The sequence below is a fragment of the Leptolyngbya sp. FACHB-671 genome (assembly GCF_014695745.1).
GTDB lineage: Bacteria > Cyanobacteriota > Cyanobacteriia > Elainellales > Elainellaceae > JAAUTN01.
On sequence record NZ_JACJOV010000150.1, the window covers coordinates 68,685 to 83,803 of the forward strand.

A 15,119-nucleotide genomic window follows, 5' to 3' on the forward strand; every position below is an offset into this window, starting at 1 on the left:
ATGGATAAAGTTAGGATGAGACTTCTGTAACGTGCGGTGCGATCGCCAAGCTTAATGTAAACGAAGTTTGGTTCGGTGCGTCTGGATCAAGCGTGAGATCGCCACCATGAGCGCGGGCAATTTCTCTGGCTAAGCTAAGTCCCAGTCCGGTTCCGTCAACTTTGCGGGTGTGAGCCGGGTCGCCACGGTGAAAGCGATCGAAGATGCGGTGACGGTCAGCGGCAGAAAGCTCTTTTGAAGCATTGCTGAATGTGACTAACACCATTGTGGACTGTTGCTTGGCATCAATCCGCAACCAGCCAGTCGGCAGGTTATATTTAATGGCATTGCTCAAAAGGTTTTGTAGCACCTGAATGAGTAAGTCGCGATCGCCCCAAACCCTTAGACCATCAGCAATTTCAGTCTGCACAGTGAGTTCGGGTGCAAGTAATTCCAAATCATCAACCATCTCAACCAGAATTGCAGACAAATCTACCTCAGCTTGATACAGGCTCATCTGTCCGGCATCGGCAAGGGAAAGCAACAGCAGTTTTCGCACAATCTCACTTAAGCGATGCGCCTCATCAAACAAACTGCCCAACCGCTGCTGCATCTCTGATCCTGCTTCAGCTTGTTGTAGCGTGCGATCGAGTTCACCTTGTAAGATCGTGAGTGGCGTTTTTAGCTCGTGGGCAGCATCGGCACTAAACCGAGAAGCCTGCTTAAAGCTGCGCTCCAGCCGCTCTAACATCTGATTGAAGACCTGGATCAATTCCACAAATTCTACATCGATCGCCTGACTGGAAAGTCGCTGGTCAAGTCCTTTTGCGGAAACATGTTGGATTGCATCAGTGAGTTGGCGAATCGGACGCAACGCTTGACCTGATAGCGTCCAGGCTCCTACCGCTACCAAAATTAACACTACAGGAATTGAGATCAGAAAAATATTGCGGATAACGACCATTTCCTGATCGATACTTTGCAAACTCACCGCGATCGCCACCTCAGATTGAGGAAATCGAATCGCACCAATACGCCAGGCTCCGCTAGTTTTGTATCGAGTTGCAAAGGGAAAGTTTGACAATCGGTCAGTTAGGGGGCGATCGCCCCTCATTCTTCTATCCTGATTGGGAGGTACTGTTTCAGGTAAATCAGTCGGTTCGGGCAACAGTCGAAATAGCGCTGATGCATCCAAATCCGCTGTCCAATTTGCCGACTGGTACAGCACACTGTTTCCCTGAGTAACCTGCAAAGCCACTAAACCAGTGCCTAACTCGCGGGATAGCATCGATTCATAGAACTGCCAGCGTTCTTCTTCTCCCAGGTGATGGGTTCGTTCTGGTGTACCGCGATCGCCATCGGGTAAACGCACAGATCGCCTCAGTTGATTTTCAAGGCTGGCATCTAGACGGCTGACTTTTGTATCGTAAATCAGCTTCCAGGAGACGACGCTAAATCCAACCAGCCCACTACCTGCCAGCAATACCAACAGTAGCGCCAGCCGTAAGCGAAATGATCGCTTCATGACTGAGGATCAGGTTGACGGAACCGATAGCCGACTCCGCGTACACTTTCGATCCAGCTTGGGTTGCCAGTTGGGTCAATTTTTTTACGAATTCGCTGAATGCAAACATCCACCACATTGGTGCTGGGATTAAAGTTATAGCCCCAAACATGCTCCAGGATTTGCGTTCGGGTAAAGACACGACCGGGCGATCGCATCAAATATTCCAACAGATTAAATTCGCGGCTGGTGAGTTCAACAATTTGCTGATCGCAGGTGATTTCGCGGTTAATGCGATCGAGCTTCAGTGTCCCAACCGTGAGTAAATTTTGGCGTTCTCCGATGCTGCGGCGTACGACGGCATGAATTCGGGCAACCAGTTCTTCTACAAAAAATGGCTTGGCGATGTAGTCGTCGGCTCCTAAGTTCAATCCTTCCAGGCGATCGTCGAGTTCATTGCGGGCGGTTAGTAGGATTATGGGCACATTTCGCCCTGCTCGGCGCAGGCTTTTGAGAATCGACAGCCCATCCTTGCCAGGAATCATGATGTCTAGCACCAGCACATCGTATTCATGGTCAATTGCGCGATCGCATCCTTCATTGCCGTTGTCGCAATAGTCCACGACAAAGCCATGTTCTTTGAGTCCGGCTTGAACAAAGTCTGCAATTTTTACTTCATCTTCGACTAACAAAACGTTCATAAAATGCCCGGTGCCACTTCTCAAGTATAAAGTTGCCCATCTTGAGTTCAAATTACAGTTTTGTAATTTTTGTGAGCCCTCATTTGTCATCTTCAACGGAGTTAATCAAATTAGGCACTGAAGGAATTGATTCAGATATGCCTATCACGTTCACACCAAAAAGGTATTTCTCATGATTCGATTACTCATTGCATCCTCACTGTTAGTCGGCACTATGGGTTTAACGCTGTACCAAGCCAATCCAGCGACTTCACTTGAAATGGGGGTGTCTTCAGAGGCGATTACCCCAACGGGGGAAGTGCTTCGCATCGCCCAAGCTACCCCACAAGAGCCGAGAGAAGGACGGACTCGTCGTCAAATTGATTTTGCCGCTGCCGCTTCTGAGCTTGGCATTTCTGAAGCCGAACTGCGAGAAGCTTTGGGAATTTCTGCGGATTCATCTACCGAGCCAGGGCAACGTCAACGATTGGACATTCCAGGAGCAGCCACCCGCCTGAATGTGACAGAAGAACGTTTAGTGGAAGCCCTAGGAATTCCACCCCGTCGCCCCCGTCCTGATTTTGCCGCTGCCGCTGCAACATTAGGTGTGACTGAAGATGAGCTGACAGCAGCTTTGGGCATTCCCGAGAATCCACCAGCGGAGGGCGAGCAAGCAGGTCGTCCACCTCGCCCTGATTTTGCTGCTGCCGCAGAAACATTGGGTGTAACTGAACAACAATTGAGGGAAGCGCTAGGAGTTCCAGACTGCCAGCAGGAGGGCGATCGCCCCACCACCAACTCCTAGCTTTGTCGTTCAATTTCAGTGACATCCAGTGACGTGATGTGTAACTAAAAGCCAAGAAACTCAAGCATCTTGCCTGCTTGATCTGAACAGACAAGATGCCTATTTCATAAGAAGTTTGAGAAAGCTGCACATTGCATTACTAACATCGGGGTTTAGAGCAATTTCCATTTGTATAAACTACAAATTCCTGTAGGGGCGGTTCGCGAACCGCCCCTACGCTATGGCTTGCCGATTAGTGTAATTTATCCAATGCTACGCAGACTCATCTCCGGATAATTGTTTTTGCTGATTCAGCCGATTGATGTATTGCTCCCCCCAATCTCGCATCAGCAGCACAATTGGCTCCAGGCTTTGTCCCAACTCAGTGAGTGAATATTCAACTTTGGGCGGCACTTCGGCATATACTTTCCGACGCACTACACCGTCTGCTTCTAGCTCCCGTAGTTGCAGTGTCAGCATTCTTTGAGTACACCCTTGGGATAAGCGCTGTAACTCATTAAATCGCTTAGTACCTGACAACAAGTGAAATAGAATTACTCCTTTCCACCGTCCTCCAATTACATCCAAAGTGGCATCAACGGGACAGCCGTAGTTGCAATCATACTGGCGATTTTTCATAGTATAACTTTTGATACTACTGCTCAAAAATGTGCGTACTTGGCAATTCTTAAAGTACTTCACATAATCAAATCATAGTACTCAAGCACAGCCACAGTTTTTAGGAGTCATTTATGAAAGCGATCGCCATTGATCAAGCCAAATCTGCCACTGAGACAGACTGTTTTGCTGAAGTTACTCTTGATCTGCCTCCAGTGAGTCCAAGAGATCTATTGGTTAAAGTGAAAGCAGTTTCCGTTAACCCAGTCGATTACAAAGTCAGACGTTCTGTTCAAGCTGGGTCTGCTCCTAAAGTATTAGGTTGGGATGCAGCCGGAATTGTAGAACAGGTAGGCAGTGAAGTAACTCTGTTCAAACCAGGAGATGAGGTGTATTACGCAGGCAGCATTATTCGCGCTGGAAGTAATAGTGAGTACCAGGTGGTAGACGAACGGATCGTCGGCAAAAAGCCTGCTAGCCTTTCCTTTGAAGAGGCTGCTGCCCTGCCTCTCACCACGATTACTGCCTGGGAAGCATTGTTTGAACGGTTGGGAATTGAGCCACAAAAAACTCCAGCAAATGAGGCAAGTAAACTGTTGATTATCGGTGGGGCAGGAGGCGTTGGCTCGATCGCCATTCAACTAGCAAAACAAGTGGCTGGGTTGACTATAATTGCAACTGCATCACGCCCAGAAACTGTTGATTGGTGCGTAAGGATGGGTGCTGACTACACGATTAATCACCGTGAGAAGTTTATATCAGAGCTTGAGAAGCTTGGCATTCCGCAGGTTGATTACATCTTGTGTTTGAATGACACAGACGGACATTGGCAGAACATGGCAGATGTAATCAAACCTCAAGGAAAAATTTGCTCCATTGTTGAAACAGAGCAACCCTTAGATCTGAATTTGCTGAAAAACAAAAGTGTCACCTTTGCTTGGGAGCTAATGTTTACCAAGCCCATGTATGGAACCCCGGACATGCAATCTCAGCATGACCTGCTCAACCAGGTCGCAACTCTGGTCGATCAACAAGTAATTAAAACTACTCTGACTGAGAATTTTGGGCCGCTGAATCCTACTAACTTGGCAAAAGCTCATGCCTTGTTAGAGTCAGGAAAGGCGATCGGGAAAGTTGTTCTCTCTGAAATGGCAACCTAACCTAGAGACTGGTATGGCTCAATAGCTATTCAGCATTTTGGCGGAATCGGAAACAAGATGCTAGGAAATAGACTTTAGGGATTCAATTCGATAAATTGAAAGACACCCCTCCAGTCGTTTCAATGGGTTAGATAGCTGTGATATCGTCAGAGAGCTATCGGATTTTAATCGTGGATGATGTAGCAGATAATCTATTTCTGCTACAAAACTTTTTGGAGTCAGAAGGGTACACGGTTGACGTGGCTCCTAGTGGGGCGATCGCCCTCGACAAAATGCAGGCTTCACCCCCCGACCTGGTGTTGCTAGACGTAATGATGCCCGAAGTCAACGGATATGAGCTAACCCGAAAAATTCGACGCGACCCCAAGCTGCACGCTCTTCCAGTTGTGCTGTTCACAGCCCACATCGAGTCTTGCCGCATCAAAGGTTTAGCGGTGGGTGCGAGCGATTTTGTGCGAAAGCCAATTGACTTTGAAGTGCTGCACGGCATCATCAAAACTTTGTTAGAGCGCAAAAGCACCAGAAAACCCTACGAGTTTTCTCCGCCACCTAACCTCTTCTAAGAGGAGGAAGGAAAACTATGAGCTAATTAATGGAGCTGACGGGAGTCGAACCCGTGTCCGCTCTGGGTATTAATACTTCGCTCACTCACAGGTTTAGCTTCTCTAGCCCTCGAAGCGGGGATTATCCATTATCCCGGATAACAGGATTCTCTGGTGAAGTCTTAGCCAGTAGGCAACCAGAGGTACCTAACCGGAGCATCCGTTGGGGTTTAGTCTACAGTCCTTAACGGAGTCAAACCGTAGACGCTCGAACCTATAAGAGGTTTTTAGGCAACAGCTAGAGCTGGCTTACGAGCAAAAGAAACGATGTTGTTCGCATCTACTTGTTTTTGAGCCTTGATTCACGAGAGTGGACTCCCTCTCGACCTGTATCACAAAGTAGCGTTCGCCAAAACGTCGAAACCGTTACAGCCCCTTGCATCCTTTCAGTATAGCTTGATGTCTGTCAAACGGGTAGCTAAGGCAAGCGCTCAGCCCTACGGAACCGCAGTCCGCTAGACCTGTCCGCTAGAATTGTTAAGTTCCTTCATTCGAGTGATACCAGGTTGGGGTAAAGTAATGCTTTCCCTGACTTTTTGTTTTGAGAAAAATCTCAACTATCTCTACATGGCTGCTCACCAAAAGCTATACGAAGGCAAAGCGAAGATTCTCTACGCGACAGATGATCCCAACGTTTTGCTGTCTTCTTTCAAGGACGATGCGACTGCTTTCAATGCCCAGAAGCGAGGCAGCATTCAAGGCAAGGGTGAAATCAACTGCGCCATTTCTAGCCATTTATTTCAGTTGCTAGAAGCTCAGGGAATCGCCACCCACTTCATTGATTGTCCTTCTGCAAATACGATGCGGGTTCGAGCGGTGAAGATTCTGCCGCTAGAAGTTGTCGTCAGGAACATTGCCGCTGGTAGCCTCTGTCAACAAACTGGACTGGAGCTAGGCACTGTCCTGGAGCTGCCGCTGGTTGAGTTTTACTACAAGAATGATGCGTTGGGTGATCCTCTATTGACGAGCGATCGCCTGCTTCTCCTAAACCTGGCAACCTCAGAACAAGTCGAACAGCTTCGAGCCAAAGCCCTCAAAATTAACCAAATCCTTACTGATTTCTTCCAGCAATGTGGAATTACATTGGTGGACTTCAAACTAGAGTTTGGTTTAGACCCGTCTCAAAATTTGCTGCTTGCAGACGAAATTAGCCCCGATACCTGTCGTTTGTGGAACCAATCCGACCCCGACCCCAAACAGCGCGTTATGGATAAAGACCGTTTTCGTCACGATTTAGGAAACGTCGAAGCAGCTTATCAGCAAGTTTTAGACAGAATCCTGGCTAAAACCACTCAAATTTAGCCCCTCAACCCGAATAGGCGAATGTTGTTCCATCAATGCTGTAAAATTTCTCCGATTGCTCAGCATCGTTTGCTCAAGATCGTTCGACTTTAAAACGATTGGTTCCTCTGCCTGATTCTCTGTGTCCTTCACCTGCAATGGCAGGTCGTGGTGTGTGGAAGTGCTAAAAAACCCAAACAATATGCGTCTCTCTCCAGTTTTACTGGCAGTCTTTACTGCCTCTGCTGCTCTTGGTCTATCCCGTCCTGCCCAATCGCAAACGTCTGAGGTAGCTCCAGCTACCGGACAAAGCAACGGTTCTGAGATCATTGCACAGACAAATCAGTCTGGTTTGTCTACTTCCGTTCTGTCTGCCTTGCCAACGGTGAGCGCCCCAGAACCCTCCATCGCAAATCTTTGGGCGCAGTCTCCCACATCTCCCCCCATAGCAGATCCCCCGGCAGACGCAGGCAGTCCGCCACCCAACACCCAAACGCCAGTACAGGAAACCCCAAACCAGATTCAGTTTGACATTACGCCGTCTTCGGAGGGCGATGATTCGCCGGATGACACCCCAGAGACTCCTGTCGTGCCTTCAGAAGACGCGCAGCCTGAGCAAGATGCCCCTCCTACTGATGTTTCTCCAGCCGATGACCAACCTGGAGATGAGGAGGATGCACCACCCGCAGGCAGTCAGCCCGCTCCTGCCCCCGGCGCAGAAACTTCACCCGCTGAGCCGCGTGTACTCGTCGCAGAAGTAGCAGTAACCGGTGCTGAGGGCGAGCTGCAAGACGTGGTTTATCAAGCGATTCGGACGCAGCCAGGACGCACAACTACCCGTTCGCAGTTGCAGGAAGACATCAACTCAATTTTTGCAACGGGCTTTTTCTCAGACGTGCGAGCCGTGCCACAAGATACCCCGTTGGGTGTGAGAGTCACGTTTGAAGTAGCACCTAACCCAGTCCTACAGGAAGTTCAAGTTCAAGGCAATCAGGTATTGCCCCAAACGGTAGTAGACGAAATTTTTGCTGAGCAGTACGGCAGCATCCTCAATTTAAGAGAGTTTCAGTTTGGCATTGAGGAGCTTAACCAGTGGTATCAGGACAACGGCTATGTATTGGCTCAGGTCATCGATGCTCCTCAGGTTTCGCCCGATGGAACGGTAACGCTGCTGGTTGCTGAGGGTGAAATTGAAGACATTCAAGTGCTTTTTCTAGGCGAGGATGGCGAGACTGAAGACGAAAACGGGGAACCGATTGAAGGCAAAACCAGAGAATTTATCATTACTCGTGAGTTTGAGTCGCAATCGGGAGACGTGTTTAACCAGACTGCGATCCAGTCAGACTTGCAGCGAGTTTTTGGCTTAGGAATTTTTGAGGATGTCAGGGTTTCACTGAATCCAGGCGATGATCCCCGCAAGGTAGATGTGGTCGTCAATGTGATTGAGCGCAATACAGGCTCCTTGGCAGCAGGGGTTGGCTTTAGCTCGGCTAGCGGTTTGTTTGGTACGGTCAGCTATCAAGAGCAAAATCTGGGCGGCAACAACCAGCGGCTCGGAGCAGAGGTTCAGCTTGGAGAACGGGACGCTCTATTATTTGACCTTAACTTTACTGACCCGTGGATTGCGGGTGACCCCTACCGCACCTCTTACACGGTCAATTTGTTTAACCGCCGATCGATCTCGCTGATTTTTGACGGAGGAGAGAACGAGGTTGAGCTAGAGAATGGCGATCGCCCCCGTGTGCAGCGTTTAGGAGGAGGCGTTAGTTTCAGCCGTCCCCTGGATGAATGGCTGGGATTAGAGAACTGGAGAGCCTCTGCGGGCTTGCAATATCAGCGTGTCTCACTTCGCGATGGGGATGGAGAAATTACTCCGCGAGACGAGTTGGGCAACTTGCTCAGCTTTAACGACGACGGCACCGATGATCTGCTGATCTTCCAGCTTGGACTTGCTCAAGATTTGCGAGACAACCCACTTCAGCCGACTAGCGGCTCTTTGCTACGCCTAAGCACCGAGCAAACGGTCCCTCTCAGTGGCATTCTGTTTAACCGCTTGCGGGCGAGCTACAGTTACTACATCCCGGTAGACTACACCAACTTTACCGAAGGACCAGAAACCTTAGCGCTTAACCTTCAGGCAGGAACTATCTTTGGAGATTTACCTCCCTATGAAGCTTTCTCTCTGGGCGGCACTGATTCTGTCCGAGGCTACGATTCAGGGGAATTGGGCAGTGGTCGTAGCTTTGTTCAAGCAACGGCTGAATACCGTTTTCCGATCTTCGCAATTGTAGGTGGAGCACTGTTTGTCGATGTTGGCTCTGATCTGGGTACCGGAGACAATGTACCGGGTGAGCCAGCCGAAATTCGAGACAAACCTGGGTTTGGTTTTGGCTATGGTGTAGGGGTTCGGGTTCAGTCTCCCCTGGGCGCGATCCGAGTTGACTATGGCTTCAATGACGAGGGTGACAGCAGACTGCACTTCGGCATTGGGGAAAGATTTTAGGAAGGATGAGGGATGAAGGATGAAGGGTAGGGTGAGGGAACCAGCAGGGTTCACACCTACTCTTCCCAGCTCCCTACCGTTCGATGAGGGATGAAGGATGAGGGAAATACGGGTGCAGCAGCTAGAACGCAATCCTGAGCGGTTAGTTGAGACTTCACTACAGCACACATTGGCGACCGGGTTTGAGCGGTCAGGGGTCGGTTTGCATTCGGGTTTGTCAACCCATATCCGGGTCTTGCCTGCGCCAGTGGGAGAGGGGCGCTATTTCGTTCGTGTCGATCAGGCAGGGTTGCCCCGCATTCCGGCAAATATCACTGCAGTAAGTCAAACTCTCCTCTCTACAGAGTTGGTTAGTGGGGAGGCTAGGGTTCGCACGGTGGAGCATTTGTTGGCAGCGCTGTCTGGGATGGGAGTTGACAATGCTCGGATTGAAATCGACGGGGCAGAAGTGCCGCTATTGGATGGGTCAGCCCGAGAGTGGGTGGAGGCGATCGCCCACTCTGGTCTAGTTGCCCAGTCTGATCCCCGTTCGGTCTATACGCTTAAGGAACCGATCTGGGTTCACCAGGGCGACGCATTTGTTGCGGCAATACCTGCTCCAGCCTTGCGTTTTACCTACGGCATTGACTTTGACTTGCCTGCGATCGGCAATCAATGGTATAGCTGGACACCAGCCCAAGAAAGTTTTGCAGAGGCGATCGCCCCTGCCCGCACTTTTGGACTGGCGCACCAAATTGAGCAGTTGCAACAAAATGGGTTAATCAAAGGCGGTAGTCTAGAAAATGCGCTGGTTTGTGGAACTGAAGGATGGTTAAACCCACCCCTAAGATTTTCAAATGAGCCAGTGCGTCATAAACTTTTAGACTTAGTAGGGGATTTAAGTTTGTTGGGAATCTTTCCCCTTGTCCATGTCCTAGCCTATAAAGCTAGCCACAGCCTGCACACCCAACTCGCTCGGCTTGTGGCCCAAAATCTTCTGCCCAGCTAGCATCGTTTTAGCGGTGTTGTGAGCAGTTTTCTTTTGCAGTTCTCTTCTAACAAAGCCCTACTTAACCGACCTAACCGAATCCATGTCTACATTAGTTGACGTTCACACACCGACTCCTCTCACGACCGACGCGGAACAAGAGGTGGTAAATCGCCAGCCTAAAAAAGTGTTTACCCTAGAAGAAATTCAGCAACTTCTGCCACACCGCTATCCGTTTTCTCTGGTTGATCGAATCATCGATTATGTGCCTGGCGAACGAGCCGTAGGCATCAAAAACGTTACTTTTAACGAACCCCACTTTCAAGGACACTTTCCTGGGCGACCGATCATGCCCGGAGTGTTAATTGTCGAAGCGATGGCCCAAGTAGGTGGCATCGTTCTCACTCAGCTTCCGGATGTACCCGAAGGCTTACTGATGTTTGCTGGCATCGATAAAGTCCGCTTTCGCCGTCCCGTTGTGCCTGGAGATCAGCTGATCATGACGGTCGATTTGCTTGTCGTGAAGCGACGACGGTTTGGCAAAATGCAGGGACGGGCTGAAGTTGACGGTCAGTTGGTTGCAGAAGGCGAACTGATGTTTTCTCTAGTGGATTAATTGACATAGAAAGTGAATAAAAAGCTGAAAGCGATAGGCTGAAAGCGACTGGAGACCAGCCCTTGACTACTTTGATTCATCCAACTGCTGTAATTCATCCTGGTGCCGAGCTGCACCCCACTGTCAAAGTGGGGCCGTACAGTGTGATTGGGGAAAAGGTAATCGTTGGTGCGGAAACCGTGATTGGGGCACATGTTGTCCTGGATGGCTGGACAGAAATTGGGGAGCACAATCAGATTTTTCCTGGAGCTGTCATTGGGACTGAGCCGCAGGATTTGAAATATGATGGCTCCCTGAGTCTGGTCAAGATTGGCGATCGCAACCGAATTCGAGAATATGTCACCATCAATCGGGCAACTGGAGCGGGGGAAGCTACCATTATTGGCAGCGATACCCTACTGATGGCCTATGTCCATGTTGGTCACAACTGCATCATCGAAGACCAGGTGATCATTGCCAACGCAGTTGCCTTGGCCGGTCACATTTACATTGAGTCTAAAGCCAGAATTAGCGGCGTACTGGGCATTCATCAGTTTGTCCGCATCGGTCGTCTCGCTATGGTTGGTGGCATGAGCCGAGTTGACCGAGACGTGCCTCCCTATATGCTGGTTGAGGGAAACCCCTCGCGCGTGCGATCGCTCAACCAGGTCGGCTTACGGCGGGCAGGATTGGCTGAGGCAGATGACGGTAAAGTTTTGCAATCGCTCAAAAAAGCCTTTCGCATGATCTACCGCTCTGGACTCACCCTTAATCAAGCGATCGAACAATTTGACCTGCTGCCCGACAACGAACACCTCCAACATTTGCGCCAATTTCTGATCGCAGCCCAAGCAAAAGGACGACGCGGACTGACTCCAGGGCGAGGGGGAAAGGGCAAGGATGAAGGATGAGAGATGACAGGCAAATCCGTATCTTTATCAGTACAGGTGAGGTCTCTGGAGATCTTCAAGGCGCATTGCTCGTAAAAGCTTTGCGAGATCGGGCTAAGCAAAATGGGCTGAACCTGGAAATTCTCGCATTGGGCGGAAAACGCATGGCAGCGGCAGGGGCAACGCTGCTAGGCGACACCAGCGCCATTGGCTCGATCGGAATTTTTGAATCTTTACCCTACGTTTTGCCCACCCTGCAAATGCAGCGGCGAGTGAAGCGCTATTTGCGCCAAAATCCGCCTGACCTGGTGGTCATGGTTGACTATCTCGCCCCTAATTTGGGAATTGGCAGCTACGTAAAGCGGCATTTTCCCCAAATTCCTGTGGTTTACTACATTGCCCCGCAGGAGTGGGTCTGGTCGTTGGGCGCAAACAAAACAAAACGCGTGGTAGAACTGGTTGATCGGCTACTGGCAATTTTTCCAGAAGAAGCCCGCTACTACGAAAAGTGGGGAGCTGATGTTACCTGGGTAGGGCATCCCCTAGTTGACCGGATGCAGTCAGCACCCAGCCGATCGCAGGCGCGAGAAGCCTTGGGAATAGCGCCCGATCAGGTGGCGATCGCCCTCCTCCCTGCCTCTCGCCACCAGGAAGTGAAGTATCTGCTGCCTGTCATCTTTGAAGCCGCTCGTCGCATCCAGGCACAACTGCCGCACGTAGAGTTCTGGGTGCCGCTGTCGCTTGAGGCATATCGCCGTCCGGTTGAGCAAGCGATTCAGACTTACGGTTTACGAGCAACTCTAGTGACTGAACAGGTGCAAACCGTCTTTGCTGCAATGGATCTGGCGATCGCCAAATCGGGCACGGTCAACCTGGAGCTTGCCCTGCTCGACATTCCGCAGGTCGTGCTGTATCGAGTTAGTCCTCTTACCGCCTGGATTGCCCAAAACATCCTAAAATTCAAAATCCCGTTCATGTCGCCGCCTAACCTAGTCGAGATGCAGCCCATCGTGCCAGAGTTACTGCAGGACGATGCGACCCCAGAGAGCGTCACCCACACCGCCCTGAAACTGCTGCAGCCAGAACCCAGGCAGCAAATGCTAGCAGACTATCAGAAGATGCGTCAGGCGTTAGGGGAACCGGGAGTGTGCGATCGCGCTGCCCACGAAATTCTCAGCCTTGTACTTTAGTCATTAGCTGCACACCGCGCCACTGCAACCTATTCAGAAGGCGATCGTCAGATTTACTCTGTAGCCTCTTTTTAGAGAAACGTTATTACGCGACAAAACGTAAAATCAAGCAAGCTCTGCGCCAGTAATTGACTGATTGTTCTACTGGTGAGTGCGATCTTGACAGATACCAACCGTCACAGCACTTAGGGTGCTGATTAAGCCATGAAATCTATCCTCTTCTCTACCACTTTAATTGCATCCCTTGCGTTGATTCCTGCGGGAGAAGCCGCTGCCCAACTTATTCCTCAACCCTGGGTGTCGGTCGGTAGCCGCAACGACGAAACTACCTTTTCAATTGGTGCAAGAGCCTTAAACCTGGGAGTCGAGTTTGGGCTGGGAACTGAAGACTCAACCGGAGTTGATGCCCTGGCATTTGTGAATCTGCCCCTGATCGATCAGGTTTCTCCTTACGTTGGTTTAGGACTTTACTCAGAAGACCAGGGAGTTGCTGTTTCTGGTGGAGTCCAGATTAACCCCACCGACAATCTCATCTTAGGTGCAGGCTACCACTCCATTCGAGGAGTGAATGGGCAAGTCGGCTTTAGATTTTGAGTCCTGGCTTGTTGCGCTCCCTCAGCAGCTTGAGTTTCTACAGCGAATGCTTAACTTCTATACACTGAGTCTTTGCAAAAAACTTGAGCTTTGAAGATGAAGCTTTACGCAGTGATATAGATCACCTCTATCGGAAGAAATAATCACACAAAAGCTGCACCTCAATCACGTCTGATTTGTTCAGAATGACCGATAGTTTTAACATCGCTTAATCTCTAGCCAGATGCAGACTCAAGCCTCCGTTTACCAGATCCCTTTGGAAGATTTGGTTGAACAAATTTTGTTTTCCCGCAAAATCACTCGCGTTGAAGAGAGCCGTCTTGTCTCTGCTTTATCTCAAGATGCTTTAGCAGAAGAGCAGCGAGCGTTAATTCATCGAGTGCTATATGGCTTGCGTCACGATCTCCTGCAAGTCGTAGATTGAACCCGCAAAAAGTTTAGAGGGCTGATTCCTCTTGCAATTCATGCTCCTGAAGCCACGCCATGTGCGTGGCTGTTTTGTTGAATAAAGCACTCGAATATTGGTATTTCAAGACAAAACCCTCACCCTTCATTCTTCCTGCACCTAAGCTGCGTGTAGAAGGATAAGGAATGCGAACTGGTGCCTATCTACTGGATTTTGGGCAATGAAATGGGTAAAGCAGCCCTTTCCATTCTGCGGTTGGTGTGTGGGCTGGGATCTCTGCGGACTCACTTCAGGATTTTGGAGCAGGAATAGTCATGCTGTTTTTGGTAAAAACAACTATAATCAGGAGGCTTCCGAGTTCACTCTACTAACAGCGTTTTTTTACTGTGTTCACTACTGCACTGTCTAAACTCGACCAAAACCAATTGTCTGCCTTGCCTCGTGACTTGTTTCAGGCAATTCAAACCCTAAAGCGAGAATTAAATGCTGTGGTCTTGGCTCACTACTATCAAGACCCCGATATTCAGGACATCGCAGACTACATTGGAGATTCATTAGGGCTGTCTCAACAAGCGGCTAACACCAACGCCGAGGTAATTGTTTTTGCCGGAGTTCACTTCATGGCAGAAACCGCCAAAATTCTCAACCCCAACAAGCTTGTGCTGTTGCCTGACCTAGATGCAGGCTGTTCCTTGGCAGATAGTTGTCCGCCCGAAGCCTTTGCCGCCTTCAAAGCAGCCCATCCTGATCATCTTGTGGTTTCCTATATCAACTGCACGGCCGAAATCAAGGCAATGAGTGACATCATTTGCACTAGCTCGAATGCCGTCCAGATCGTTAACCAAATTCCGAAAGATCAGCCGATTATCTTTGCGCCCGATCGCAACCTGGGACGCTACGTCATGGCAGAAACAGGGCGCGACCTGGTGCTCTGGGACGGGGCTTGCATGGTACACGAAAACTTTTCTGAAAAGAAAATGGTGCAGCTTCAAGTTGCTCACCCCGCCGCTGAGGTAATCGCTCACCCAGAATGTGAACCTGCTGTTTTGCGTCATGCTTCCTACATTGGCTCGACGACTGCGCTGTTGAAGTACGCTCAAAAAAGCTCCAAGCAGGCATTTATTGTGGTGACAGAATCGGGGATCATTCACCAGATGCAGAAACAGGCTCCCGATAAGCAGTTCATCCCTGCCCCGCCGATGAATAGCTGCGCTTGCAACGAGTGTCCTCACATGCGACTGAATACTCTGGAGAAGCTCTATCTGTGCATGAAAAATCGCACACCCGAAATTACTCTTCCAGGCGATATTCAGGCTGCAGCACTGCGTCCAATTCAGCGAATGCTGGAAATGAGTGTGTAGGAACT

Annotated in this window: 15 protein-coding genes and 1 other RNA gene; 12 read left to right on the forward strand and 4 right to left on the reverse strand. The window is 49.9% G+C overall.

From position 1 onward, the window contains the following. Positions 1-10: 10 nt before the first annotated feature. Both H6F93_RS24190 and H6F93_RS24195 read right to left on the reverse strand, forming a co-directional pair. On the reverse strand, positions 11-1,504 hold the full coding sequence (locus H6F93_RS24190) for an ATP-binding protein (protein WP_190686457.1): 1,494 nt from the start codon (positions 1,502-1,504) through the stop codon (positions 11-13). After that, positions 1,501-2,184, reverse strand: coding sequence for a response regulator transcription factor (locus H6F93_RS24195; RefSeq protein WP_190686461.1), 684 nt, complete (start codon positions 2,182-2,184; stop codon positions 1,501-1,503). The genes H6F93_RS24190 and H6F93_RS24195 overlap by 4 nt, the downstream gene beginning before the upstream one ends. A gap of 172 nt (positions 2,185-2,356) precedes the next feature. On the opposite strand from H6F93_RS24195, the gene H6F93_RS24200 reads away from it, so the two are divergent. Then, a complete protein-coding gene (locus H6F93_RS24200; RefSeq protein WP_190686464.1) occupies positions 2,357-2,968 on the forward strand; it encodes a hypothetical protein in 612 nt (203 codons plus the stop codon). A gap of 252 nt (positions 2,969-3,220) precedes the next feature. On the opposite strand, the gene H6F93_RS24205 is transcribed toward H6F93_RS24200, so the two are convergent. Further along, positions 3,221-3,586, reverse strand: a complete 366-nt coding sequence (locus H6F93_RS24205) for a winged helix-turn-helix transcriptional regulator (RefSeq protein ID WP_190686468.1) — start codon at positions 3,584-3,586, stop codon at positions 3,221-3,223. Between the two features lie 113 nt (positions 3,587-3,699). Here H6F93_RS24205 and H6F93_RS24210 point away from each other — a divergent pair, with 113 nt between their 5' ends. Both H6F93_RS24210 and H6F93_RS24215 read left to right on the forward strand, forming a co-directional pair. Next, positions 3,700-4,725, forward strand: coding sequence for a zinc-binding alcohol dehydrogenase family protein (locus tag H6F93_RS24210; RefSeq protein ID WP_190686471.1), 1,026 nt, complete (start codon positions 3,700-3,702; stop codon positions 4,723-4,725). Positions 4,726-4,862: 137 nt separating this feature from the next. Further along, the gene (locus H6F93_RS24215) at positions 4,863-5,288 is read left to right on the forward strand and encodes a response regulator (RefSeq protein ID WP_206755775.1); all 426 of its coding nucleotides are present in this window, start codon (positions 4,863-4,865) and stop codon (positions 5,286-5,288) included. A gap of 27 nt (positions 5,289-5,315) precedes the next feature. Here H6F93_RS24215 and ssrA read toward each other — a convergent pair. Continuing rightward, positions 5,316-5,703, reverse strand: a transfer-messenger RNA (tmRNA) gene (ssrA, locus tag H6F93_RS24220). A 143-nt stretch (positions 5,704-5,846) separates the two neighbouring features. On the opposite strand from ssrA, the gene purC reads away from it, so the two are divergent. The 9 genes from purC to nadA all read left to right on the forward strand — a co-directional run bounded on the left by purC (position 5,847) and on the right by nadA (position 15,114). Next, on the forward strand, positions 5,847-6,629 hold the full coding sequence (gene purC, locus H6F93_RS24225; RefSeq protein WP_524538006.1) for a phosphoribosylaminoimidazolesuccinocarboxamide synthase: 783 nt from the start codon (positions 5,847-5,849) through the stop codon (positions 6,627-6,629). Between the two features lie 154 nt (positions 6,630-6,783). Beyond that, the gene (locus H6F93_RS24230; protein WP_524538007.1) at positions 6,784-9,111 is read left to right on the forward strand and encodes a BamA/TamA family outer membrane protein; all 2,328 of its coding nucleotides are present in this window, start codon (positions 6,784-6,786) and stop codon (positions 9,109-9,111) included. A 97-nt stretch (positions 9,112-9,208) separates the two neighbouring features. Next, positions 9,209-10,099 (forward strand): UDP-3-O-acyl-N-acetylglucosamine deacetylase, encoded by an 891-nt coding sequence (gene lpxC / locus H6F93_RS24235; protein ID WP_190686479.1) that lies wholly within the window; start codon positions 9,209-9,211, stop codon positions 10,097-10,099. Between the two features lie 82 nt (positions 10,100-10,181). Next, positions 10,182-10,694 (forward strand): 3-hydroxyacyl-ACP dehydratase FabZ, encoded by a 513-nt coding sequence (gene fabZ, locus H6F93_RS24240; RefSeq protein ID WP_190642883.1) that lies wholly within the window; start codon positions 10,182-10,184, stop codon positions 10,692-10,694. A gap of 62 nt (positions 10,695-10,756) precedes the next feature. Beyond that, a complete protein-coding gene (gene lpxA / locus H6F93_RS24245) occupies positions 10,757-11,584 on the forward strand; it encodes an acyl-ACP--UDP-N-acetylglucosamine O-acyltransferase (RefSeq protein ID WP_190642882.1) in 828 nt (275 codons plus the stop codon). Beyond that, the gene (gene lpxB / locus H6F93_RS24250) at positions 11,581-12,753 is read left to right on the forward strand and encodes a lipid-A-disaccharide synthase (protein WP_199313980.1); all 1,173 of its coding nucleotides are present in this window, start codon (positions 11,581-11,583) and stop codon (positions 12,751-12,753) included. Before lpxA ends, lpxB begins: the two co-directional genes overlap by 4 nt. A 204-nt stretch (positions 12,754-12,957) precedes the next feature. Further along, positions 12,958-13,347 (forward strand): hypothetical protein, encoded by a 390-nt coding sequence (locus tag H6F93_RS24255; protein WP_190686482.1) that lies wholly within the window; start codon positions 12,958-12,960, stop codon positions 13,345-13,347. A gap of 223 nt (positions 13,348-13,570) precedes the next feature. Next, positions 13,571-13,771, forward strand: coding sequence for a hypothetical protein (locus H6F93_RS24260; protein ID WP_190642880.1), 201 nt, complete (start codon positions 13,571-13,573; stop codon positions 13,769-13,771). Between the two features lie 368 nt (positions 13,772-14,139). Beyond that, on the forward strand, positions 14,140-15,114 hold the full coding sequence (nadA, locus tag H6F93_RS24265; protein WP_190686486.1) for a quinolinate synthase NadA: 975 nt from the start codon (positions 14,140-14,142) through the stop codon (positions 15,112-15,114). Positions 15,115-15,119: the final 5 nt, after the last annotated feature.

Excerpts from the sequence above, each read along its gene's own strand:
- purC (WP_524538006.1), top strand. The coding sequence starts at position 5,847 with ATGCTTTCCCTGACTTTTTGTTTTGAGAAAAATCTCAACTATCTCTAC.
- H6F93_RS24200 (WP_190686464.1), top strand. The coding sequence starts at position 2,357 with ATGATTCGATTACTCATTGCATCCTCACTGTTAGTCGGCACTATGGGT.
- H6F93_RS24255 (WP_190686482.1), top strand. The coding sequence starts at position 12,958 with ATGAAATCTATCCTCTTCTCTACCACTTTAATTGCATCCCTTGCGTTG.
- H6F93_RS24260 (WP_190642880.1), top strand. The coding sequence starts at position 13,571 with ATGCAGACTCAAGCCTCCGTTTACCAGATCCCTTTGGAAGATTTGGTT.
- H6F93_RS24210 (WP_190686471.1), top strand. The coding sequence starts at position 3,700 with ATGAAAGCGATCGCCATTGATCAAGCCAAATCTGCCACTGAGACAGAC.
- H6F93_RS24195 (WP_190686461.1), bottom strand. The coding sequence starts at position 2,184 with ATGAACGTTTTGTTAGTCGAAGATGAAGTAAAAATTGCAGACTTTGTT.
- fabZ (WP_190642883.1), top strand. The coding sequence starts at position 10,182 with ATGTCTACATTAGTTGACGTTCACACACCGACTCCTCTCACGACCGAC.
- H6F93_RS24190 (WP_190686457.1), bottom strand. The coding sequence starts at position 1,504 with ATGAAGCGATCATTTCGCTTACGGCTGGCGCTACTGTTGGTATTGCTG.
- lpxC (WP_190686479.1), top strand. The coding sequence starts at position 9,209 with ATGAGGGAAATACGGGTGCAGCAGCTAGAACGCAATCCTGAGCGGTTA.
- H6F93_RS24205 (WP_190686468.1), bottom strand. The coding sequence starts at position 3,586 with ATGAAAAATCGCCAGTATGATTGCAACTACGGCTGTCCCGTTGATGCC.
- lpxB (WP_199313980.1), top strand. The coding sequence starts at position 11,581 with ATGAGAGATGACAGGCAAATCCGTATCTTTATCAGTACAGGTGAGGTC.